We start from the raw sequence: 23039 nt of genomic DNA, 5'->3' as shown, positions 1-23039 counted from the left end.
TCTGATCCAGCATGAAAAACAGCCGGCTGCCCGATGAGGTGGCGGCCGGCGCAAATTTCAGGACACCGCAATGGACCAGACCGTCAAGATCGCGTCCGCCGATCCCGCGCGCGCGCCCGCCCGCCCCGAAGTGGAGCGCGAATGGTCGCGCAGCCTGTGGACCTGGGCCTCGTGGATTTCATTGCTTCTCCTGCTTGTCTGGAGCTGGGCGCCGGCCGAAATGTCCCGCTGGACCTACCTGTTCAGCGATGCCGGCAACATGGCGGAATATGCCGGCGGCTTCCTGCGGCCCGATTTCTCGCAGTGGCGCTATTATTTCTCGGAAATGCTCGTCACCATCCAGATCGCGTTGTGGGGCACCTTCCTCGCCACGGTCTTCGCCGTGCCCTTCGGCATCCTCTCGGCCCGCAACATCGCCCCCTGGTACATCGTGCAGCCGGTGCGCCGCGTCATGGATGCCTGCCGTTCGATCCATGAACTGGTCTTTGCCGTGCTTTTCGTCGTCGCCGTGGGCCTTGGCCCGTTCGCCGGCGTGATGGCGCTGTTCGTCCACACCACCGGCATCCTTGCCAAGCTCTTTTCGGAAGCCGTGGAAGCCATCGACGCGCGCCCCGTGGAAGCGATCCGCGCCACTGGCGCCTCGCGGCTGCAGGAGATCATCTTCGGCGTCGTGCCCCAGGTCATGCCGCTGTGGATGTCCTATGCGCTCTACCGTTTCGAATCGAACGTCCGCGCCGCCACCGTGCTCGGCGTCATCGGCGCCGGCGGCATCGGCCAGGTGCTGTTCGAGGCAATCCGCGGGTTCTACTACCCGCAGGCATCGGCCATGCTGATCATCATGCTGGTCACCGTATCGCTGATCGACCTCCTGTCGCAGCGCCTGCGCAAGCTGTTCCTGTGATGCGCTACGCCCTCTACTTCACCCCCGCGCCGGACGATCCGCTGACGCGGGCGGCCCAGTTGTGGCTGGGCCGCAACGCCTTCACCGGCGAAGCGGCCGCAACGACCCTGCCGGCCGGTTTCACGGCCGGAGAATTCGACGACCTGACCCGCGCGCCGCGCCGCTACGGCTTCCACGCCACGCTGGTGGCGCCGTTCCGCCTGCGCGCGGGGCGAACCGAAGCGGATCTGTCGGTTGCCGCCGACGCCTTCGCCCGGCAGGCTGCCCCGCTCGCGATCCCCGGCCTCGCCATCACCAGGATCGGCGATTTCTTTGCGCTGACCCCCGCCGATGCGGCCGGCGTTTCGGCACTGGCATCCGCGGCCGTCGACCATTTCGACGGATTGCGCGCGCCACTCACCGATGCGGAAATCGCGCGCCGCAGGCCCGAGGGCCTGTCGGAACGCCAGCGCCTCTATCTCCACCGCCACGGCTACCCCTATGTGAAGGAAGAGTTCCGCTTCCACATGACCCTGACCGGCCCGGTCGAGGCACGGGCCGCCGTACGCGTCGCAACGGCGCTGCACGACCGCTTCGGCCCGCTGCTTCCATGCCCGGTACAGATCTCGGCGGTCACGCTGTTCATCGAGCCCGAGCCCGGTGCCGATTTCATCGTCCGTTCAACCCACCGCTTCGGCGCGGCCGAAACGAGAAAGTATGCCTGACATGCCGCAGGAAACCGTCCTCACCAACGCGCATATCGTTCTCGAAGACGAGATCGTCGCCGGTTCCGTCGTCATCCGCGACGGGCTTGTCTCGGCCATCGACACCGGCAGGGCCGGCAGCGGCGAGGACATGGACGGCGACTACCTGATCCCCGGGCTGGTCGAACTCCACACCGACCATCTCGAGCAGCATTACAGCCCCCGTCCCGGCGTGGTGTGGGACAGCATAGCCGCCTTGCAGGCGCATGATGCGCAGGTCGCCGCATCCGGCATCACCACGGTGTTCGACTGCCTGCGGCTCGGCTCGGACGAGAATGCCGGCTTCAAGCGCGGCGAGATGCGCGCCATTGCCGACGCCATCGAGACGGCCCAAAGCGAGGACCGGCTGAGGGTCGACCACCTGATCCACCTGCGCTGCGAGGTCTCCTCCGCCGATGTGCTCGATCATTTCGAGGACTTCACCGCCGATCCGCAGGTCCGGCTGGCGTCGCTGATGGACCATGCGCCGGGCCAGCGCCAGTTCCAGAGCCTCGACGCCTACATAGTCTACTACAAGAAGAAGCGCGGCCTGTCAGATACCGAATTCGAGCGCTTCATCGCCCGCCGCATCGAGGAATCGGGGCGCTACGCCGCTCCCCACCGCCGCGCCATTGCCGATGCCTGCGCCGCACGCGGCATCGCGGTGGCAAGCCACGACGACGCCACCGTCGAGCATGTCGAGGAATCGAAAGCCTTCGGCGTGCGTCTGGCGGAGTTCCCGACCAGCATGGAAGCGGCCACAGCCTCGCACCAAGCCGGCATGGCAGTGCTGATGGGCGCCCCCAACATCGTGCGCGGCAAATCCCATTCCGGCAATATCTCGGCCAGGACGCTGGCCGATACCGGCGTGCTCGACGTGCTGTCGTCCGACTATGTGCCGTTCAGCCTGATCCATGCGCCTTTCGTGCTGGCTGATGAGGAGGGCGACATGTCCCTGCCCCAAAGCATCAGGCTGGTCACCGCCAATCCCGCCAAGGCGGTGGGCCTGAGCGACCGGGGCCGCATCGCCGTCGGGCTCAGGGCCGATCTGGTGCGCGTCCGGCGGCCAGCCGGCATTCCCGTCGTCCGCTCCGTCTGGCGCGAGGGCCGGCGTGTCGCCTGAAGCTGCCGCAGCACGCCCGGTCGACGGGGCCGGCCAGCGCGGCACGCTGATCGCCGTCGTCGGCCCGAGCGGCGCGGGCAAGGACAGCCTGATGGCCTACGCCCGCGAAAGGCTTGGCGGGGACCCGGCGGTGCTGTTCGTCCGGCGGGTGATCACCCGCCCAGCCACAGTGGCCGCCGAGGATCACGACACGCTGCCGATCGACAGTTTCCTCGCTTGGCAAGCCGCCGGCAGCTTCGCGGTGACGTGGCAGGCCCATGGGCTGCACTATGCGATACCCGCCAGCGTTCATCGTCATTTGGCGGCGGGTGGCGTCGCCGTCGTCAACGGCTCACGCGCGGCCCTACCGGCGATCCGCACGGCCTTCGGCCGGGTCATGGTGATCCAGGTGACCTGCCGTCCCGAGATTCTCGCCGCCCGCCTTGCGGCCCGCAGCCGCGAGGACCCGCAAACCCAGCAGGCCCGGCTGGCGCGGACGGTGGCCGCCGTCGAAACAGGTGCGGACGTGGTCGAGATCGATAACAGCGGCGATCTTGCCATCTCAGGCCGCGCGTTCTTGGCCGCGGTTCGCAGATACATGAATGATGGTCGGCTGGAGAACCGTTAGAGTATTTCCGCTTTTCTCCGAATCGCAAAAAAGCGCTCTAACCCTTTGTTTTGACGTAATTCCGAACGCAAAACCGCTTCGCACTTTTGCTGGAATTGCTCCAGGCTCAGGCTTCCAGCTTCGGCACGGCGTCGAGCAGCATCTGCGTGTAGGCATGCCGAGGTGCGCTGAAGACCTGTGTCGCCGCGCCTTGCTCGACGATCTCGCCATGGCGCATGACCACGACGCGGTCGCACAGGTGGTGGACGACCGAGAGGTCGTGGCTGATGAACAGCAGGGTGATGTTGAGGTTGCGGCGCAGTTCCATCAGCAGGTTGATGACCTGCGCCTGGATCGACACATCGAGCGAAGCGACCGGCTCGTCGCAGATGATGACCTCGGGCTGCATGGCGAGCGCCCGCGCAATGGCGATGCGCTGGCGCTGTCCGCCCGAGAACTGGTGGGGGTAGCGATCCGCCAGCGCCGGATCGAAGGCCACGGCACGCAGCCATCTGTTGACATAGTCGCGCGCATCGGCGCGGGTGCAGAAGCCGTGGGCGATGGGTCCCTCGGCCACCGACTGGAAGATGGTGCGGCGCGGATCGAGCGAGGCGAAGGGATCCTGGAAGATCATCTGCACATGGGTGCCGAGCTTGCCCGTCGCCGAGCGCACCGGCTTGCCGCCGACGCTGACGGTGCCGGAGGTGGGCGGGTAGATGCCGCACAGGATGCGCCCGAGCGTCGATTTGCCGGAACCGGATTCGCCGACGAGGCCGAGAATTTCGCCGCGGGCGATGGTGACGCTGGCGGATTTCACCGCGTGCACGGGACCGGGCTCGCGCATCAGGCCCCAGCGGATGGCGAGGGCGCGCAGGAAGCCGATGCGCGGGGCGAAGACCTTGTCGATCGCTTCCGCCTTGACGAAGGCGGCGTCGGGTGCGGCGCCAATGGCGGCACCGCCGAGCCCGCTCAAATCCATCGGGCCTGCGGCCTCGGTGGCGGCGGAGGCCAGTGGCTCGCCGGGCTTCGACCGTGACGGCAGGGCATCCAGCAGCCCCTGCGTGTAGGGATGCTGCGGGCTCTGCAGCACCTGCCTTGCGGGGCCTGCCTCGACGATCTTGCCGCGCCGCATCACCGCGATGGTGTCGGCGATGGAGGAGACGGTGGCGAGGTCGTGGCTCACCCAGATGAGCGAGGTGCCCATCTCGGCGACCAGCGCCTTGACCATGTCCAGTATCTCGGCCTGCACCGAAACGTCGAGCGCGGTGGTGGGCTCGTCGGCGATGACGAGCTGGGGGCGGTGCAGCAGCGCGATGGCGATGGCCACGCGCTGGCGCATGCCGCCGGAAAACTCGTGCGGATACTGGTCGACCTTGTTCGCGGGGTCGACGATCCTGACCCGTGCCAGTGCCCCGACGGCGCGGCGCCTGACCTCGGCGTCGGAGACCTGCTCATGCGCCCTGATCGCCATGCCGATCTGGTCGATGATCCTGACTACCGGGTTCAGCGTCATCATCGGGTCCTGGAACACCATGGAGATGTCCCTGCCCCGGATCTTGCGCAGTTCCTTTTCACCGAGCCCGACCAGTTCGCGCCCGTTGAAGCGTATGGAGCTGCCCGGCTGGATGTGACCGTTCTCGTCCAGCAGGCCGATCAGCGAGAAGCCGGTAATCGACTTGCCCGAGCCGGATTCGCCGACCAGCCCCATGACCTCGCCGCGTTCCAGCGTAAACGAGATGTCATCCACCGATTTGACGGTGCCCTTGTCGGTCGCGAAATATGTCCGCAGGTTGCGGACATCCAGAAGATGGCTCATTTGCGCAGCCTCGGATTGAGCTGGTCCCGGATCTGGTCGCCGACCAGGTTGATCGCCATGATGAGGATGATCAGCGCCACGCCCGGATAGATGGCGATCCAGTAACGGCCCGACATCAGATACTGGAAACCGTTGGCGATCAGCATGCCGAGCGACGGCTCGGTCGGCGGCAGGCCGACGCCAAGGAAGGAAAGGGTCGCTTCGAGCGAGATGGCGGAGGCGATCTGCACCGTGGCGACGACGATCAGCGGCGGCAGCGAGTTGGGCAATATGTGACGGGTGATGACGAACCAGCCGTTCATCGGCACCGAAAGGGCCGCCTGTACATAGTCCTTCTGCCGTTCGGCAGCGGCCGCGCCATGGGCGGTGCGCACGAAATAGGCATATTGAGCGAAGACCAGCGCGAGGATGAGCTGCGACTTGCCCTGCCCCAGGATCGCCGCCACGACGAAGGCCAGCAGGATCGCCGGAAAGGACAGCTGGATGTCGACGATGCGCATGATGACGGATTCGGTGCGCCCGCCGACATAAGCTGCGAAACAGCCCACCACGGCGCCGATGGAAAAGGCGATGGCGCCCGCCACGAGGCCCATTTGCAGCGAGATGCGCAGGCCGTAGACGATGGCCGAAAGCAGGTCGCGGCCCTGGCTGTCGGTACCCAGAAGATGGACGATGCCGGTCGAGCCGACATAACCCGGCGGGCGGCGCGCATCGCGCAGCACCAGCGACTTCAGGTCATAGGGGTCCTGCGGCACCAGGAACGGCGCAAACACCGCCATCAGGATGATGGCGATCACCACGGCGAGGGCGGCGACCGCGACCTTGTTGCGGCGGAAGGTGTGCCAGAACTCGGCCAGCGGCGAGACGGATTTCACCGCACGGGCTTCCATCGACATTTCAGCGCCTCCCCTGCCGCAGGCGCGGATCGAGCGCTGCATAGGCGAGATCCACGCACAGATTGATGACCACGAACAGCGCCGAAACCAGCATCAGATAGGCGACCATGACGGGACGGTCGAGCGAGGTGATGGAATCGACGATCAGCTTGCCGAGCCCCGGCCAGCTGAAGATCGTCTCGGTGACCAGGGCGAAGGCCAGCGTCGAGCCGAGTTCCAGCCCGAACACCGTCACCAGTGGGATCGAGATCAGCTTGAGCACATGGCGGCGCAGGATGGTGCTTTCGGAAATGCCGGCCGCGCGCGCGAATTTGATGGTGTCGGTCAGCATGATCTCGCGCGTGCCCGAGGCGGCCAGCCGGCACATCATCGACAGTTTGAACAGCGACAGGTTGAGTGCCGGCAAGAGGAGATGCGACCAGCCGTCGGCGGTGAGGAAGGAAAACGGCACGCCGAACAGTTCCGCTGTCTGCCCGCGCCCGCCAGCCGGCAGGACGCCGAGCTGCACGGCGAAGACCATGATCAGCATCAGGCCGATCCAGAAGGTGGGCACCGAGAAACCGAGGATCGACACGGCCATGATCGCCTTGGCGGCGAGGCTGTCGGGCTTGTAGCCGGCATAGACGCCAAGCGGGATGCCGACCAGCGAGGCGAACAGCACGGCCGTCAGCGTCAGCTCCAGCGTCGCCGGCAGGCGCTGGGCGATCAGCGTGACGACCGGCATGTTGAAGACGAAGGAACGCCCCAGATCGCCGGTCAGCAGCCGTTGCAGGAACTGGAGATATTGCTCCCAGAGCGGCAGGTCGAGCCCGTATTGCTGGATGACCTGCTGGCGCATCTCCTGGGTCACGTCGGGCGAGATGAGCACGTCGACGGGGTTGCCGATGACGTAGACGCCCATGAAGACGAGCATGGACATGACCAGAAGCACGAAGAGCGCCTGTCCCAATCTGCGAAGAATGAAGGATGCCATGTCTGCCCCTTGGGTGCATGAAGGACAGGGGCGCCGCAGCGCCCCCGGGGTTCAGTGCCAGCCGTGCTCGATCTCGTGGCGGGTTTCCTCGACCCCCACCTGCCAGATCGCCAGCATGTCCGCGTCGGGCCGCTGGAAGACGCCGTGGTAATTGCCTTCGCCGATGCGCTCGCGCTTGCGCCCGGCATCGACGCGCGCGGCGGCAGCGAAATCGATCCGCTCCTTCTGAAAGTTGGGGATCGGTGCGCCTTCGAGGCGGGTCCAGGGAAAGTTCTCCATCCAGCTCGCATGCGAGGCGGCGGGGTCGATCTCCAGCACCTTGGCCATGGTCTTCGGCGCGCGCCACCAGTCATGCAGCTTGACCGAGGCGTCGCGGTTGCGGTTCATCCACTCGCTGATCACCGGATTGACCGGCGTGTTGCCGCCATGGCCGTTGACGACCAGGATGCGCCGGAACCCGGCGCGGTGGAGGCTGTCGAGGATATCCTCGAACACGCCGATATAGGTGCGCAGCGACAGGCTCACCGTGCCGGGGAAATCGGCGAAGCTGGAGGCCATGCCGTAGGGCATGCACGGAAACACCGGCACCCCGAGCGGCTCGGCCGCCTCGACGGACACGCGCTCGGCCAGGATCATGTCGGTGGCAAGGCTGAGATAGGCATGCTGCTCGACGGAGCCGACCGGCAGGACGCAGCGATCGTCCTCCCTCACCCGTTCCTCGACCTGGCTCCAATGCATGTCCTGAATGCGCATCTGCTGTCCTTACTCTTGCACGGACGACGCGCCCTGCGTGCATCGTCCGCCCCTTGCCGCCTCGCCCTGTCGCGGGTGGCGGCCTCCTGAAAATTAGTTCTTTATGGATCAGAAATTGCGGTTGACGCAAGATACTTCCGCCCAATAAAGTTCCATTTGGGATTAATATTCATTTTAAGCGAGATGGCGGGAATGGACGAGGCGGTGTGCCAGGCACTGTTTGAGGGGCGAGCCGGCCGGGCAGAGCCCGTGGTTTCGCCCGGCACGGAAATCGACGCCCTCATGCATGTGAAGCTGTGGGACAATCCCTGCTGGTTCTCGTTCCGGCTGAACTATCTGGCCCTTCATTTCAACAATCCGGTCTACGGCTACATCCAGCAGCACCTTGGCCTGCTGCGCCCCGAATTCGTGGTGCTGTGGTCGCTCTATCTCGGCGGCAGCTCGACGCTGACCGATGTGGTGCGCTCGTCGGGCTTCCCGAAGAACACGCTCAGCCGCGCCGCCAACAAGTTGTTCCGGCTGGGCATGATCGACCGCCAGACCAACCAGGACGACCAGCGCCGCATCACGCTCGGCCTGCTCGACAAGGGCAGGCAGGCGGTCGAGTTCGCCAAGGGCATGATGATCGAGCACGAACGCCGGATGCTGGAATGCCTGAGCCCCGCCGAGCGGCTGAGCCTTTCCGAGATCATGACCAAGCTCGTCACGGCATCGGGCCAATGGCCGCAGATGATCGATGGCGAGCAGCCGGACGAAGCCCTGTGATCCGCCGCCGCAGCTTTTCCGGTCACGACCGGACGGCGGCAAGCCTGCGACCAAGCCTGTTAAAATGAGAGGAAACCCATGTACCTGAAATCCATGCTTCGCGCCGCCCTCGTGGCAACTCTGCTGGTCTCGCCCGTCGCCGCGCTGGCCGCCGATCTGGTGATCGCCACCAAGACCGGTCCGGCCTCGATGGACCCGCATTTCACCGCCACCTCGGCCAATGCCGAGGCCACCAAGCACATCTTCGACACGTTGCTGCGCTCGGGAAACGACCTGGAGATCCTGCCGTCGCTGGCGACGAGCTGGCAGGCGCTGGACGACACCACCTGGGAGTTCAAGCTGCGCGAGGGCGTGAAATTCCATGACGGCTCCGACTTCACCGCCGAGGACGTCAAGTTCTCCATCGAACGCATCCCGAACGTCACCGGCCCGAACCCCTCGACCATCTATGTGCGTCGCGTTGCCAGCGTCGAGATCGTCGACGACTACACGGTGCGCGTGAAGACCAACGGCCCGGCGCCTACCCTGCCCAACGATTTCGTGCGCCTGTTCATCGTTTCCCACACGGCCGCCGCCGACTATTCGACCAAGGACAGCTCGGCCGAGGGCTTCAACATGGGCAAGGCGACCATCGGCACCGGCCCCTACAAATTCGTAAGCTGGGCGCCGACGCAGGACCTGGTTCTGGAGAAGTTCGACGGCTACTGGGCTGGCGCACAGCCCTGGAACAAGGTGGTGCGCAAGGAAATCCCCAACGATGCCGCCCGCGTCGCGCAGTTGAAGGCCGGTCAGGTCGACCTGATCTCCAAGGTGCCGGCGACCGACCTCGCCAGCATCGAATCCGACTCCGCCTTGCAGGTGATCAAGACGGAATCGATCTACATTCCCTATCTGGAATTCGACTTCCGCGAGAACTCGCCGCAGGTCTGGGACAATGCCGGCAACAAGCTCGACAAGAACCCCTTCCTCGATCCGAAGGTGCGTGAGGCTTTCGATCTGGCGCTCGACCGCGAAACCATCGTGGAATATGCGCTTGAAGGCATGGGCGTCGTCTCCACCCAGCTCGTCAGCCCCAACATCTTCGGCTACAACAAGGACATCGCCGCGCCGGCCTTCGATGTCGAGAAGGCGCTCAAGCTGATGGCCGACGCCGGCTATCCGGACGGCTTCAAGGTGGCGTTGAGCTACGCCAACGACCGCATGCCGACCGAACTGGGGCCGACCGTCGCCCAGCTTCTGGCCGCGATCAACGTCACGGTCGAGGTGCAGGGCGTCCCGGCGGCGGTGTTCAACCCGGCCAAGACGCGCGGCGAATATTCGCTCTACATGGCCTCCTGGGGCACGCTGACGGGCGAGGCCAACTACATGCTGTCGTCGCTGATGCACACCAACGATGCCGAGAAGTCGCTCGGCGCCTTCAACGTGCGCGGCTATTCCGATCCGAAGATGGACAAGCTGATCGAGGACGCGGCCGTCGAGATGGACGAGGCCAAGCGCCGCGCCCTGCTGGAGGAGGCGAACATGCTGGTGGCGACCGACCGGCCCGACCTGCCGCTGGCGACCAACCTGTCAGCCTGGGGCGCCAAGGCCGACAAGGTGACCTACGATCCGCGGTCGGACGAGGACACCTTGGCGATGGACGTCCACCCCAAGCAGTAGGACCGGCAAGCTACCGGAAGGGCATCGGCACTAGCCAGTGCCCTTTTCCCATGAACAACGGAGACCTCCCATGACGAAATTCGCCCTTGCCATTCATGGCGGCTGCGGCGTGATGGCCAAGCTGGACCTCAGCGAGGCCGAATGGATCGCGGCGCGGCGCGATCTGGGGCGCGCGCTGGAAGCCGGCTACGCCGTTCTCGAACGCGGCGGGCGGGCGCTCGACGCGGTGCAGGCCGCCGTCGTCGTCATGGAGGACAGCCCTCATTTCAACGCCGGCCATGGCGCGGCGCTGAACGAAAACGGCATTCATGAACTCGATGCCTCGATCATGGATGGAACCACGCTGGCGGCCGGCGCGGTCTGTGCCTCGCGGCACATCCGCAATCCGGTGCTGGCCGCCCGTGCCGTCCTGGAGCATGGCGATGCCGTGCTGCTGGCCGGCCCCGCCGCCGACCGCTTCGCCGAGGCGCAAGGGCTAGCGGTCGAGGAACAAGCCTACTTCACTACCGAGCGGCGCCGGCAGGCGCTGGCCGCGATGAAGGCGCATGCCGCCGCCGGCACGCAGGCCGCCGCCAGCGAGTCGGAAAAGCACGGCACGGTGGGCGCGGTGGCGCTCGACCGACATGGCCATCTGGCCGCCGCGACATCGACCGGGGGTTACAATAACAAGCCTGACGGGCGGGTGGGCGACAGCCCCGTCATCGGCGCCGGCACCTATGCCCGTGACGGCGTGTGCGCGGTTTCCGGCACCGGCAAGGGCGAATTCTTCATCCGCCATGTCGTCGGCCACGAGGTCGCCGCGCGCATGGCCTATCTCGGCGAGGACGTGGACGCAGCCGCGACCAAGGTCATCATGGAATACCTGAAGCCGCACAATATCGGTGCCGGCCTGGTCGCCGTCGGCGCCGACGGCGCGATCGCCGCCCCTTACAACACCGACGGCATGTTCCGGGGCTGGGTCACCGACGCGCGCGAGTTCCGGGTCGCCTCGCACGCCGAGGTCATGCGCCATGAGCCGGACGGTCGATAGGTTGTTTACCGGCATGAGTAGCGTGATGCACTAAGGGGTGGCCGCTTGGACGCAGTCAGTGTTCCTTCCTGCAAAGGGGCATAAGGTTCGCGCCCGCAGAAATTGCGGCTGGCAGGCCCGCACCTCCCTTTCGACGTGCCCGCCAATCTCGACATCCGAACGCCGGCCATCTTCTCGGGAACACATCCGGTTCGCAGGGATTGGTATTGAAGAGGCCAAGGATGACCAAGCTCATGCCAGACCCGAACGACCCGCAACCGACGCCGGACAACCCGAATCCGGCGCCGGCACGGCCCCCAACACCTCCTGAAACTCCGCAACCCGACCAGCCGCCGAGCGTTCCCCCACCATCGCCAGACCCCATTCCCTCGCCGAACGACGAGCCGGTCCAGATTCCGCCCGACACACCGAGCGAAGTGCCGCCGCAGCCGGAATTTCCGGGGCCGACCGCTATGCGTGCCTGGGGCCTTGTCGTGGTGTTGCTGGGTTGCGTCGCGGCGATCAGTCCCACGGCCGCACAGATATCGGACAACGAACCAGAGGCATCGGACAAGGAACCAGAGGTAACGGAGCCGATGGACCGGTGTCAGGCGCAGCCTGACGGTGAAAAACAAGCGGACGCCGAACGTGACGACCAGCACGCCAACAACGCTCCGCGCCCCGAACTGGACGACTGCAACGGCGTTCTCACGCCACCGAAGACCGGCGACGGGGAAATGGAGGAACAGCCGCCCGACACCGGAACCACCCCTGTGATCCCGCCGGAAGCCGTGCCCGGACAGCCTCCCGGTTAATGGAGATCACGCATGTCTAACAAAACGAAGAAATGGTCGGCAGAAGTTACGGAACACAGCGACGCGCTCGCACTCGAACCGCATGCCTTCGAGAAGGCCGACCCGAAGGCGATTGCAGCCTCCCTGAAACGGTCTGCCGACGAGAGCAAAAAGCGCAAGGCCGAGCCATTTCGCTCCGCGATGTCCATGCTGACCTTCTACATCAATCGAGCCGGCAAGAACCTGCCGGCCGAGCGCAAGGAGGTGCTGGAAAAGGCCAAGGACGAGCTTCGTCGTCTGTATGGCAGGCCGGCGGACAACAACGATTGATGCGCTTGCCGGAGCCGGTCAGCGCGCCCTGCCCGCGCCTTCATGGATGCTCGTCACAGTCAGTCGACATTGGTTCCCTGCTTGCCCCCGGCAACGAATATCGTGACGCCGTTGGCGTCGTCGAACTCAAGGGCGACAACATCCCTCAGCAACACCGAGCGCGAGTTCAGGGCGTGGAAGAAGATCGCGCTGCCCTCGATTTCCTTGCGCATTTCGACGATCTGGCCGTCGAACTCGGCCAGCTTGGCCTGGACAGTGCTATCCCCGTCGCCGAAATCCGGCAGGAAGACAATATCGACACGATCGATGGTGAAGCGGCGGCGCACCTCGGAGATGTTTTTCGGGGTCTGCTCGATGGCGGCGACGATACGACCCTCTTCGGCGGCGACAGGCTCTTCCTTGGTGTTCACGTCGGAGCCTATGATCGTATCGAGCGCGCCTTCCGCATCTAACCCCTGCGCCGTCAGCCGGCTGTTGGGCATAATGGCCACCGTCAGTGTCAGAAGCAGGAACAGAGGAAAAATGCCGGGGCTTTCCAGAATAAGCTTGGTGTTCAAGGATCAGTCATTCCTTCGTTTGCGCGTTGTCGGAAAATGGGTCGAATAACCTCAACGCGCCAAAAGCGCGATGGTTTCCAGACAGCACCTCGGCCTGCATTTTGGCAAGGCCTGCATGAGGGGCCGTGGTGGCCGGAGATATTTGTATCGCTCGATCGACAGCCTCAGCAAGAACCCGACTTCTTCCCTGGCGAGCAGCGTACCCTGTTAACTCCCAGGCGTTTTGTCCGCAAGGCGATAAAGCGTCACGGGCGGTCGGACAGCAACGCATCTTGTCCGATTGGCCGTAACGCCGAGCTCCGGTCTTTCAGATTTCGTTTCACGCGTCTAAACTTCGCCCGAACATACAGGGAGGAAGAGTATGATCGCATTGACACGACGCGCCTTGATCAGCGGGGCGGCAGCCTTGTCACTTGGCCTGTCAGCCGCGAGCGCGCAGGCCCAGGAATTCATCAACGTGCTCACCGGCGGCACATCGGGCGTCTACTATCCGCTCGGCGTCGCCCTGTCGGAAATCTACGCCAAGGGCATCGAAGGCTCGCGCACGCAGGTGCAGGCGACCAAGGCTTCGGTCGAGAACCTGAACCTGTTGCAGCAGGGCAAGGGCGAGATCGGCTTCTCGCTGGGCGATTCGGTGCAGGAAGCCGTCAAGGGCAACACTGAAGCCGGCTTCCCGCAGCCCCTCGACAAGCTGCGCGGTATCGCCGCCATCTATCCGAACTACATCCAGATCGTCGCCAGCCAGGAGTCCGGCATCAAGTCGCTGGCCGACCTGAAGGGCAAGAGCCTTTCCGTCGGTGCGCCCGCTTCGGGCACCGAACTCAATGCCCGCGCCATCTTCGCCGCGGCCGGCATGAAGTATGAGGACCTCGGCAAGGTCGAGTACCTGCCCTTCGCGGAATCGGTCGAGCTGATCAAGAACCGCCAGCTCGACGCGACCTTGCAGTCGGCCGGGCTTGGCGTCGCCTCGATCCGCGACCTCGCGACCTCGCTGCCGATCAACGTCGTGGCGGTGCCCAAGGCGGATGTCGAGAAGATCGGCGCGCCCTACATCTCGGTCGTCATTCCGGCGGGCACCTATGACGGCCAGAGCGAGGATGTCGAAACGGCCGCCGTCGGCAATTTCCTGATCACGCATGACGGCGTTTCCGACGAAACCGCCTATCAGATGACCAAGCTGCTCTTCGACAATCTGCCGCAGCTCGTCGCCTCCCACGCCGCGGCAAAGGCCATCGACCCGGCCAAGGCGCTGGACGGCATTCCCGTTCCGCTGCATCCGGGCGCCGAACGCTATTATCGCGAAGCCGGCATCCTGAAATAATCGCCTGAAGCCTGACGGGGCGCCCGCACCGGGCGCCCCATGGCCCATCGACAATTCCGAAGCATTTCCAGCAAAAGTGTGAACCGGCTTTGCGCCAGGAAATGCATGAGAAAAAACAGATTGGTCAGGCGCAGCCAAGAATGGCTTGTGCTTCCCATTGCATGGAGGGCGACCGTGAGCACAGCCGCCAAGGTTGAAGGACCGATCATTCCGCAAGATAGCGCGGAAGAGATCATTGAGGGCCTGCCGCCCGGTTTCGGAGACGGCATCCTCGGCCGGGCGGCCTTCTGGATCGCCTTTGCGTTCTCGTTGTTCCAGCTATGGACCGCCGCATACGGAACGCTGGCCAGCCAGATCGTCCGGGCCATGCATGTCGGCTTCCTGCTGCTGCTCGGCTTCGCCCTCATCGGCAATCTTGTCGCGAAGAAGCCTGTCACCAGGGCATGGTTCTGGCTGCTGGGCATCCTTGGCTTCCTGACCGGCATCTACAACTGGGTCTTCTACAAGGACCTGATCATGCGCTCCGGTTTTCACACGGTTCCGGATCTGGTCGTGGGCGCGCTGGTCATCGTCCTGGTCTTCGAAGGCGCGCGCCGCCTGATGGGCTGGCCGCTCACCATCATCGCCGGCCTGTTCCTGGCCTATTGCTTCTTCGGCAATTACCTGCCGCCACCCTTCATCCATCGCGGCTACGACTTTGCCCAGATCATCGAGCATTTCGGCTTCGGCACCGAAGGCATCTACGGTACGCCGATCTATGTCTCGGCGGCCTATATTTTCATCTTCGTCGTGTTCGCCGCCTTCCTCGAACGCGCCGGGATGCTGGCCCTGTTCAACGACTTTGCCCTCGGCCTCGTAGGCAGCTGGCGCGGCGGCCCGGCACAGGTCTGCGTCATGTCCTCGGCGCTGATGGGCACCATCTCGGGCTCGGGCGTCGCCAACGTCGTGGCTTCCGGCCAGTTCACCATTCCGCTGATGAAACGCTTCGGCTTCCGGTCGGCCTTTGCCGGCGGCGTCGAAGCCACCTCGTCCATGGGCGGCCAGATCATGCCCCCGGTCATGGGCGCGGTCGCCTTCATCATGGCCGAGACACTGAACGTTCCTTACGTCGAGGTGGTCAAGGCAGCGCTCATTCCCGCCGTCCTCTATTTCGGCGTCTGCTTCTGGATGGTGCATCTGGAAGCCGGCAAGGCGGGCCTCGGCGGCATGGACAAGAAGACCCTGCCCGATCCCTGGGCAGCGCTGCGGCAGCACTGGCCGCTGGTGCTGCCGCTCGGCATGCTGGTCTACCTGCTGTTCGCCGGTTATACCCCGATCTTCGCCGGAACCATGGGCCTGGCGCTGATCGTCGTGCTGATCCTCGGCACGCCGCTCGCCGCGCTGATCGGCCCCTTCGCCTTCCGCATGGTGTTCTGGGTCGCGCTCGGGCTCGCGGCAGCGGCATTCATGAAATACGGCATCAACGTCCTCGCCCTCGTGATCGGCCTGCTGATCGCTGCCTGCGCGGTCTTCAAGGGCGGCCGCGAGACATTGGCCATCTGCCGCGATTCCATGGCCGAGGGCGCGAAGAACGCGCTGCCTGTCGGCATCGCCTGCGCCATTGTCGGCATCGTCATCGGCACGCTGACACTGACCGGCATCGCCTCCACCTTCATCGGCTGGGTCATTGCCATCGGCGAGAACAATCTGTTCCTGTCGCTGATCCTCACGATGATCACCTGCCTGGTGCTGGGCATGGGCATTCCCACCATCCCGAACTACATCATCACATCGTCGCTGGCCGGACCTGCCCTGCTGGAACTCGGCGTGCCGCTGCTGGTCAGCCACATGTTCGTCTTCTATTTCGGCATCATGGCGGATCTCACGCCGCCGGTCGCGCTCGCCTGCTTCGCAGCCGCGCCCATGGCCAAGACCTCCGGCTTGAAGATTTCGGTCCAGGCGACCAAGCTCGCCACGGCCGGCTTCGTCGTGCCCTTCATGGCGGTCTATACGCCGGCGCTGATGCTGCAGGACCCTGGGCCCCTATCGGCCTATATCGGCTATTGGGGCGAAGTGGCCTACATCTTCCTGAAGGCCTGCTTCGGCATCGCACTCTGGGGTGCGGCGGTCGTCGGCTTCCTGTTTGCGCGGGCGCTGTGGTGGGAGCGTCTGGGCTGTCTCCTCGCCGGGACCCTTCTGGTTCTGGCCCTGCCCCTGACCGACGAGGCCGGCTGGGTGCTCGGCATCGCGGTGGTCGCGGCCCACTGGTGGCGCAGCCACCGCGTGGCCGCACCGGCAACCTGATTCCGGATCCATGAGCGCCCTCTGCGTCCTTGTCGCGGGCAAGACGACCGTCATCGCGGCGTCCGTCTTCTCGCTCTCCTGGACGCATTCGGTGCAGAAATCGGAATGGCACGAGGAATGGCAGGTCACACCGGCCGGTCTCGTGCTGACGCAAGCGCGGGTGAAGGGCTCAGGCGCGGGCATGGAACCGCCCGAAGGGTCGAGGCTGATCGACGGCTGGTGGGTCTACACGCCGAAATTGCCGGCGCAGGAGGCCGTGATGCTGGCATCATCTGGCCTGACCGGCGGCGGCTGGCGGCTCTGCGCTTCCGGTCAATGTATCGACCTCGGCAACACAGCCGGCGCACCGATCAAGCTGACAGGCTGCGAAGAGGAATAATGGTCAAGAAAAATCCGCCTGAACCGAGGGCTCAAACGCAGGTGCGGGCCCTCTCGACCATCGTCCCCAGCACGAGATCGGGGTCTTCCCGCCACCAGCGGTCGTGCGAGAAGATCTCTACTTCCACAAACCCGTCATAGCCGATCGCCTCGACCTGCGCGCGGATGGCCGGGATATCAATTACCCCGTCGCCCATCATGCCTCGGTCGAGGAGCAGGTCGCGTGTCGGCACCAGCCAGTCGCAGACATGGAAGGCCAGAAGCCGGTTGCGGCCAGCACGCGTGATCTGCGCCGACAAGTCCGAGTCCCACCACACATGGTAGACGTCGAGCGCGATGCCCACGCCCTCCCCCAGTTCCTCGCAGAGCGCATTCGCCTCGGCCATCGTGTTCACGCAGGAGCGGTCGCCCGCATACATGGGATGCAAAGGCTCGATAGCCAGCGGCACCCTGGCCGCCCGCGCATGGTCGAGCACGGCGGCGATGCCGTCACGCACCTGGGCCCGGGCGCCAGCGATATCCCTCGATCCTTGCGGCAAGCTGCCCACCACGAGCACCAGGCATTTCGCCCCGATGGCGGCGGCCTCGTCGATGGCGCGCAAATTGTCGTCGATCGCCTGCCGGCGGCCTTCGGCCGTCTCAGCCGGGAACATCCCGCCCCGGCAAAGGCCGGTCACGGTCAGGCCATGGCCGGCGATCAGACGTGTGGCCTCATCCACGCCGCAGGCCGCCAGCATATCGCGCCACGGCGCGATGCCGCCGATACCGTGACGGACGCAGCCCTCGATGCACTGCCGCAGCGTCCAGCGCTCCCTGACCGTCGCAGTGTTGAGCGACAGGCGAGTCGGCTCAACCATCGCCTCAGATCCCCACGCCACGCTGGCGCATTACCAGCGTCATGCGTTCCGCCGCCTGTTCGGGATCGGACAGCAGGCCGGCCTTGTCGGCAAGGCGGAACAGTTCGGCCAGATGCAATGTGGAGCGCGTGCTTTCCTGGCCGCCGACCATGGTGAAATGCGTCTGATGGCCGTTCAACCAGGCCAGGAACACTATGCCGGTCTTGTAAAAACGGGTGGGCGCCCGGAAGATATGGCGCGACAGCGGCACGGTTGGCACCATGAGGTCACGATAGGTTTCCATGTCGTCGGCAGCCAGCGCATCCAGCGCCGCGGCAGCGGCCGGGGCAATGGCATCGAAGATGCCAAGCAGGGCATGCGAGAACCGGCCATCGGCGCCGGCGATCAGGTCGGGATAGTTGAAATCGTCGCCCGTATACATGCGCACGCCTTCGGGAAGGCGGGCGCGCATTGCGATTTCCTTGTCCTCGCTGAGCAGCGACACCTTGATGCCGTCCACCTTCCCGGCATGGGCGGCGATGATTTCCAGGCAGACATCCATGGCCTGCCAGTGGTCGTCATGGCCCCAATAGCCGGCCAGCGCCGGATCGAACATCTCGCCGAGCCAATGCAGGATGATGGGCTCGCGCACGCCCGACAGGATGCGGCCATAGACATGCGCATAGTCTTCCGGTCCGCGGGCACTGGCAGCCAGCGCCCGACTGGCCATAAGGATGATGCGGCTGCCGGCGGCCTCGACGGCGGCGCATTGCTGCTCATAGGCCGCGATCACCTCATCGAGCGTGAGGCCGGGGCGCGGCTCGAGCTGGTCGGTACCGACGCCGGATGCGATCAGCGAGCCGGGTCCGAACGACCTCGCTTCGGCGACAGAACGGCGGATCAGTTCCAGCGACGTGGGCCAGTCCAGCCCCATCCCTCGTTGCGCGGTGTCCATCGCCTCGGCGACGCCGAGCCCGAGGTTCCACAGGTAGCGACGGTAGGCCATGGTCGCTTCCCAGTCGGGTGCCGATGCCAGCCACGGATCGATGTCGGCCAGCGGGTCGGCCACCACATGCGCGGCCGAATAGGCGATGCGGGTGCGCTGCATGGAGGCCGGCCTTGCAAAGGAGCGGGGCGCCGACAGGCGCCAGGTTTCCAGGGAGCCGTCGGCTTGCGGCAGGATGACTTGGGCGGTCATGGTGCAATCCCCTTTGAAATGCTGCGGGCAAACATGGCGTCGATCAGGCGTCGCGTCGCGACGATGTCCGCGCCGCTCACCGCGGGCGCACGATCCTCGTCGATCGCCCGCAGGAAGTCGGTGATCAGGGCGCGGTGGGCATCATGCGCGAAGGCCATCGGGTCGGCACCGCTGCCGAAGGCCTGCGAGCGGCCAACGGTTTCGCTGGAGCCATCATGCCGGAACAGGTTGAGGACGCCGCCTTCCAGATGCGCGGTGGCCGTGGCGAAGACGAGATCGATGGTCTCCGGAAAACCCGGATAGCAGGCCGTGGTGGCCATGATCGTGCCCGGCGCCCGGCCGCCGAAAGTGGCGAGCGCGGCCACATGATCCTCGGCTTCCATCTCGTGCAGCGCCGTGGTCGAGACGAGGGAAGAATGGATATCGATCCTGCCGACCAGCGCGCGCAGGAGATCGAGCGTGTGGATCGCCTGCGTCAGCAGGACCCCGCCGCCGTCGCGCGCGAACATGCCCCGGCCCGGTTCATCATAATAGCTTTGCGGCCGCCACCAGGGTACGCGGCAATGACCGGCCGCAAGCGGGCCCAGGCTCCCTTCCGCGACCAGTTCGGCAAGCCGCAGGAACGCCGGGCGGAAGCGATGCTGGAAAACGACGCCCAGCTTGAGTCCTCTGGCCTCTGCAAGAGCTTGCAGCGCCTCGGCATCGGCGGTGACGAGGCCGACCGGCTTCTCGATCAGGAGGTGCCGGCCGCTCTCCAGAATGCGGGAGCCGAGATCGCGATGTGTGGACGGCGGCGTCAGCAGGATGACCGCCTCGACCCGTTCGTCGGTCAGCGCCTTCTCGAGATCCGTGGCGGTCGGGAACGGATAGTCGGCGGCGAACGCCGCGCAACGCGCCTGCGACTGGCTGACGGCGTAAAGCACCTCGGCTTCGGCGGACAGGTCCATGAGACTCAGCGCATGCGGGCGCACCGCGAGCCCGAGGCCGACGAGGGCAATTCCCTTCCGCCTCATGCCGGCATTCCGACGCCGAAGAAATCGCAGATGGCCTCCACCTGCCCTTCCAGCATGCGGATGCCCGGCTGGGTCGCACAGCCGCGCTTGGCGGCGGCCTCCAGCAGAGGCGAGATCGCCGGCTTCAGGATGACGTCGACAACGAGCGCGGAAGGCGAAATGCGCTCCGGATCGACTGGGTACGGGTCGGACGCCTGCATGCCCAGTGGTGTGCAGTTGACCACCACGTCGAAGCCTTGCGGGTCAGCGGCACCGACCTCGACGACAAGGCCGGGATGAGCCTGGGCAAGGCTGGCGACCAGCTCCGCCTGCCGAGTGGAATCGATGTCGAACAGGCGAAGGCGTGACGGGCCTTCGTCGGCCATGGCATGGGCAACCGCCCGGCCGGCACCGCCGCCACCCACGATCAGCACGCTCTTGCCTTGTATGCCGTGCCCGGCCGCCGACAGACCCCGGATACAGCCCTTGCCGTCGAAATTATCGCCGACGAGGCGCCCGTCCGGCAGCCTGCGGATGGCATTGACCGCGCCGATGCGGCGACCGCTGTCGCGCACCTCGTCGATCAGCTCCATGACGGCGATCTTGTGCGGTACGGTGACGACGATGCCGTCGACATTGCCGAAATGGCGCAATGCCGCCAGCGCCTGCGACAGATGTTCGGACCTGACATGCAACGGTACCAGCACGGCCCCGGCGCCGCGCCGTCGGAAAGCCTGATTGAACAGGCGCGGCGAGCCGGCCTGCGCGATCGGATCGCCGATGATGACGTGGAGCCGCGTTTCTCCCGAAAGCGGCAGCGGCAGGCCGGGAATATCGGGAATTGCTTGCGTCATATCGCTCATCGGGAAGCCGCCTTCCGGTCGAGGAACGCACCCACGCGGGCGCGGCATTCATCAGTGTCGAGAACGAGCGAGGCAAGCAGCCGCTCCAGCCGCAGCGACTGGCGGATAGGGTGATCGGCGGCTTCGCGCAGCACCTCGCGGGCGAAACGGATCGCGGCAGGGCTGCGCTCGGCCATGCCGCGCGCCACCGCCATTGCCTCGTTGACGACATTGTCGGCAGGGCATATGCGCGCGGCGATGCCGAAGGCGCCGGCCTCGACGCCGGTAAGCGAACGGCCGGTCAGGATGAGATCGGCGGCAATCGACCGGCCCGCGAGCTGGAGCAGTCTTTGGGTGCCCCCCTGCCCGGCGATGACGCCGATGCCGGTTTCCGGCAGCGCCAGATGGGCATCTTCCGCGCATACGATCATGTCGCAGGACAGCGCCAGTTCGAAGCCGCCGCCCACCGCATAGCCGCGTACGGCGGCGATGGTCGGCTTGCGGGCATGGGCGAAACGGTCGAACTCCTCCAGCCAGTCGTCGAGAACGGCTTGCGCCGCCGTCATGCCGTGCACTTCGGTCAGGTCCGCGCCGACCGAGAAATGGGTTGCCGTTCCCGCCAGCACGATGACGTGGATGTCCGGCATGCGTTCGGCCTCGACCAGAGCGCCGACCAGATCGCGCGCCAGCTGCTGCGACAGCGGATTGCCGCGCTTCGGCCGGCCGGTCATCGTCAGCAGCCGGACAGGCCCCTCATCCTTGATTTCGAGATGTTCGCTCATGTGCCGAAATACTCCGCGTTCATGCGAGCCGGGTTGCGGACGACGGGCGCGAAATCCATTCGTTCGAGGATGTCGCTGCGAATGTCGATCCCGTCGGCGACCTCGATCAGTTCCACGCCGTTGGCCCCAAGTTGGAAAACCGCCCGCTCGGTGACGTAGACGACCTCCTGGCCCCGCTCCAGCGCCTGTTGGCCGCTGAAGGTGACGGCGCCGACATCGTGGACGAACTTGCGCACCTGTCCGGGCGCCTCGACCCGGATGCCGCCGCCGCGGATCGCCAGCCGGGACCCCTTGGTGTCGAAGGTGCCGCAGAACACGACCTTGCGTGCGTTCTGGGTGATGTCGATGAAGCCACCGGGGCCGATGAAATCGCCGCCCAGATGGCTGACATTGACATTGCCGTGACGGTCGCATTCGGCCATGCCGAGGAAAGCGATGTCGAGGCCGCCGCCATGGTAGAAGTCGAACTGCTGGGTGGCGGCCATGATGGCGAGCGGGTTGACCGCCATGCCGAACAGATTGCCGATCAGCATGGCCCCGCCATGGATGCCCTGCTCGATCGTCGTCCAGTAGCTGGATTGCGTCCCGCGTTCGGAAATGATGGCCGCCACGCCGGCGGAGGCGCCGAATCCGAAATTGACGGTTGCGCCCTCGCGCAATTCCTCTGCCGCCCGCAGGGCCAGCACCCGCTTGACCCCTTCAGACGCCTCGTCCGAGGCCGGCAGTGCGGTGGTGCGCAGGAGGCCCGCCAAGGCCGGGTCGTAGCCACCCCTGTAGGTCTGCTCCTGCTGCGGGCTGACCACGATATGGTCGACGAAGATGCCGGGCACTGCGACCTCGCGCGAGGTGAGGCTGCCGGACTGCACACAGGCCCGCACCTGCACCGCGACCAGTCCGCCATTGTTGTGCGCGGCCAGCGCGGCCGCATAGGTGTCGAGGTCAGCCGGCTCCTCACGCAGCGAGAGGTTGCCGAGCGTATCGGCATAGGTGCCCTTGAGCAGCGCCACGTCAATCTTCAGCGGCAGGTAGCGCAGAAAGGTTTCGCCGCCGATCTCGATCAGTTCGACGATATCCTCGCTGGCGGCCGCGTTCACCTTCCCGCCCTGCCGGCGCGGATCGACGAAGGTGTCGAGGCCCGTCCTTGTAATGAGGCCGGGGCGCCCGGCGCCGCTTTCACGCAGCAGCAGGGAAATGACGCCGCCCGGCAGCGAATAGGCCTCGATCTTGTTGGCACGGGCCAGGTCCTGCATCGGCTTGGACCACGTCCAGTGCCCGCCGATGACCCGCCTGACCATGCCTTCATGGGCGAACCGGTTGGCCCCGCGCCGGCCGCGATCGCCGAAGCCGAGCGCATGGACCAGCGTGAGGTCGCGCGGATGGCCGGTGGTGAGGAAACGGGCCTCGATGGCGGCGAAGATATCGTCCGGCTCCAGCAGGCCGCCGCCGGAAGAGGCGACGGCGATGACGGCACCGTCCTTGATGGCGGCAGCGACCGCCTCGGGGCTCTGTACTTTGCTATGCAC

General features: G+C 65.6%; 23 protein-coding genes. 12 read left to right on the top strand and 11 right to left on the bottom strand.

Annotated elements, in window-relative coordinates:
- The first annotated feature begins 70 nt into the window (after nt 1-70).
- From phnE to phnN, 4 genes are read left to right on the top strand one after another with little or no spacing between them, the layout of a single operon-like run.
- Nucleotides 71-901, top strand: a complete 831-nt coding sequence (phnE, locus tag ABID37_RS07390) for a phosphonate ABC transporter, permease protein PhnE (protein WP_354193613.1) — start codon at nt 71-73, stop codon at nt 899-901.
- Complete coding sequence (locus ABID37_RS07385) at nt 901-1605, top strand: DUF1045 domain-containing protein (protein WP_354193869.1); 705 nt, start codon at nt 901-903, stop codon at nt 1603-1605. Before phnE ends, ABID37_RS07385 begins: the two co-directional genes overlap by 1 nt.
- Before the next feature lies 1 nt (nt 1606).
- A complete protein-coding gene (locus ABID37_RS07380) occupies nt 1607-2746 on the top strand; it encodes an alpha-D-ribose 1-methylphosphonate 5-triphosphate diphosphatase (RefSeq protein WP_354193868.1) in 1140 nt (379 codons plus the stop codon).
- Nucleotides 2736-3353, top strand: coding sequence for a phosphonate metabolism protein/1,5-bisphosphokinase (PRPP-forming) PhnN (phnN, locus tag ABID37_RS07375; protein ID WP_354193612.1), 618 nt, complete (start codon nt 2736-2738; stop codon nt 3351-3353). The genes ABID37_RS07380 and phnN overlap by 11 nt, the downstream gene beginning before the upstream one ends.
- Nucleotides 3354-3459: 106 nt before the next feature.
- Here the strand turns inward: phnN and ABID37_RS07370 are convergent, their stop codons facing one another.
- From ABID37_RS07370 to ABID37_RS07355, 4 genes are read right to left on the bottom strand one after another with little or no spacing between them, the layout of a single operon-like run.
- Complete coding sequence (locus ABID37_RS07370) at nt 3460-5148, bottom strand: dipeptide ABC transporter ATP-binding protein (protein WP_354193611.1); 1689 nt, start codon at nt 5146-5148, stop codon at nt 3460-3462.
- Nucleotides 5145-6044 (bottom strand): ABC transporter permease, encoded by a 900-nt coding sequence (locus ABID37_RS07365; protein WP_354193610.1) that lies wholly within the window; start codon nt 6042-6044, stop codon nt 5145-5147. Before ABID37_RS07365 ends, ABID37_RS07370 begins: the two co-directional genes overlap by 4 nt.
- 1 nt (nt 6045) lies before the next feature.
- Nucleotides 6046-7017, bottom strand: a complete 972-nt coding sequence (locus ABID37_RS07360) for an ABC transporter permease (protein ID WP_354193609.1) — start codon at nt 7015-7017, stop codon at nt 6046-6048.
- Between the two features lie 51 nt (nt 7018-7068).
- A complete protein-coding gene (locus ABID37_RS07355; protein WP_354193608.1) occupies nt 7069-7770 on the bottom strand; it encodes a creatininase family protein in 702 nt (233 codons plus the stop codon).
- 192 nt (nt 7771-7962) lie between these two features.
- Here ABID37_RS07355 and ABID37_RS07350 point away from each other — a divergent pair, with 192 nt between their 5' ends.
- From ABID37_RS07350 to ABID37_RS07330, 5 genes are all read left to right on the top strand, one after another.
- On the top strand, nt 7963-8535 hold the full coding sequence (locus ABID37_RS07350; protein ID WP_354193607.1) for a MarR family winged helix-turn-helix transcriptional regulator: 573 nt from the start codon (nt 7963-7965) through the stop codon (nt 8533-8535).
- 78 nt (nt 8536-8613) lie between these two features.
- Nucleotides 8614-10194, top strand: a complete 1581-nt coding sequence (locus tag ABID37_RS07345; protein WP_354193606.1) for an ABC transporter substrate-binding protein — start codon at nt 8614-8616, stop codon at nt 10192-10194.
- Between the two features lie 70 nt (nt 10195-10264).
- The gene (locus tag ABID37_RS07340) at nt 10265-11224 is read left to right on the top strand and encodes an isoaspartyl peptidase/L-asparaginase family protein (RefSeq protein WP_354193605.1); all 960 of its coding nucleotides are present in this window, start codon (nt 10265-10267) and stop codon (nt 11222-11224) included.
- Nucleotides 11225-11445: 221 nt separating this feature from the next.
- On the top strand, nt 11446-12018 hold the full coding sequence (locus ABID37_RS07335) for a hypothetical protein (protein ID WP_354193604.1): 573 nt from the start codon (nt 11446-11448) through the stop codon (nt 12016-12018).
- Between the two features lie 12 nt (nt 12019-12030).
- Nucleotides 12031-12327 carry a DUF3175 domain-containing protein gene (locus ABID37_RS07330; RefSeq protein WP_354193603.1) on the top strand — a complete coding sequence of 99 codons (297 nt, stop codon included), beginning with the start codon at nt 12031-12033 and terminating at the stop codon, nt 12325-12327.
- A 59-nt stretch (nt 12328-12386) separates the two neighbouring features.
- Here ABID37_RS07330 and ABID37_RS07325 read toward each other — a convergent pair whose 3' ends face one another.
- Nucleotides 12387-12884: a hypothetical protein gene (locus ABID37_RS07325; RefSeq protein WP_354193602.1), complete on the bottom strand. Its 498-nt coding sequence runs from the start codon at nt 12882-12884 to the stop codon at nt 12387-12389.
- 361 nt (nt 12885-13245) lie between these two features.
- Here ABID37_RS07325 and ABID37_RS07320 point away from each other — a divergent pair, with 361 nt between their 5' ends.
- The 3 genes from ABID37_RS07320 to ABID37_RS07310 all read left to right on the top strand — a co-directional run bounded on the left by ABID37_RS07320 (nt 13246) and on the right by ABID37_RS07310 (nt 16867).
- Nucleotides 13246-14205, top strand: a complete 960-nt coding sequence (locus ABID37_RS07320; protein WP_354193601.1) for a TAXI family TRAP transporter solute-binding subunit — start codon at nt 13246-13248, stop codon at nt 14203-14205.
- A 174-nt stretch (nt 14206-14379) separates the two neighbouring features.
- On the top strand, nt 14380-16488 hold the full coding sequence (locus tag ABID37_RS07315) for a TRAP transporter permease (RefSeq protein WP_354193600.1): 2109 nt from the start codon (nt 14380-14382) through the stop codon (nt 16486-16488).
- Nucleotides 16489-16498: 10 nt separating this feature from the next.
- Nucleotides 16499-16867 (top strand): DUF1850 domain-containing protein, encoded by a 369-nt coding sequence (locus tag ABID37_RS07310; RefSeq protein ID WP_354193599.1) that lies wholly within the window; start codon nt 16499-16501, stop codon nt 16865-16867.
- 31 nt (nt 16868-16898) lie between these two features.
- Here the strand turns inward: ABID37_RS07310 and ABID37_RS07305 are convergent, their stop codons facing one another.
- From ABID37_RS07305 to ABID37_RS07280, 6 genes are read right to left on the bottom strand one after another with little or no spacing between them, the layout of a single operon-like run.
- Nucleotides 16899-17723, bottom strand: a complete 825-nt coding sequence (locus ABID37_RS07305) for a sugar phosphate isomerase/epimerase family protein (RefSeq protein WP_354193598.1) — start codon at nt 17721-17723, stop codon at nt 16899-16901.
- A gap of 4 nt (nt 17724-17727) precedes the next feature.
- Entirely contained in the window at nt 17728-18900 is a 1173-nt protein-coding gene (locus ABID37_RS07300) for a dihydrodipicolinate synthase family protein (protein ID WP_354193597.1), read from the bottom strand.
- Nucleotides 18897-19913 (bottom strand): Gfo/Idh/MocA family protein, encoded by a 1017-nt coding sequence (locus ABID37_RS07295; protein WP_354193596.1) that lies wholly within the window; start codon nt 19911-19913, stop codon nt 18897-18899. Before ABID37_RS07295 ends, ABID37_RS07300 begins: the two co-directional genes overlap by 4 nt.
- Nucleotides 19910-20755 carry a shikimate dehydrogenase family protein gene (locus tag ABID37_RS07290; protein WP_354193595.1) on the bottom strand — a complete coding sequence of 282 codons (846 nt, stop codon included), beginning with the start codon at nt 20753-20755 and terminating at the stop codon, nt 19910-19912. Before ABID37_RS07290 ends, ABID37_RS07295 begins: the two co-directional genes overlap by 4 nt.
- Nucleotides 20752-21516 (bottom strand): enoyl-CoA hydratase/isomerase family protein, encoded by a 765-nt coding sequence (locus ABID37_RS07285; protein WP_354193594.1) that lies wholly within the window; start codon nt 21514-21516, stop codon nt 20752-20754. Before ABID37_RS07285 ends, ABID37_RS07290 begins: the two co-directional genes overlap by 4 nt.
- Nucleotides 21513-23039 carry an acyl CoA:acetate/3-ketoacid CoA transferase gene (locus ABID37_RS07280; RefSeq protein WP_354193593.1) on the bottom strand — a complete coding sequence of 509 codons (1527 nt, stop codon included), beginning with the start codon at nt 23037-23039 and terminating at the stop codon, nt 21513-21515. Before ABID37_RS07280 ends, ABID37_RS07285 begins: the two co-directional genes overlap by 4 nt.

The organism is Aquamicrobium terrae (assembly GCF_040545735.1).
In the GTDB taxonomy this organism is placed as follows: Bacteria; Pseudomonadota; Alphaproteobacteria; order Rhizobiales; family Rhizobiaceae; genus Mesorhizobium; species Mesorhizobium terrae_A.
The sequence above is the reverse complement of the archived record's forward strand: the minus strand, read 5'-3'. Positions and strand labels throughout refer to the sequence as shown.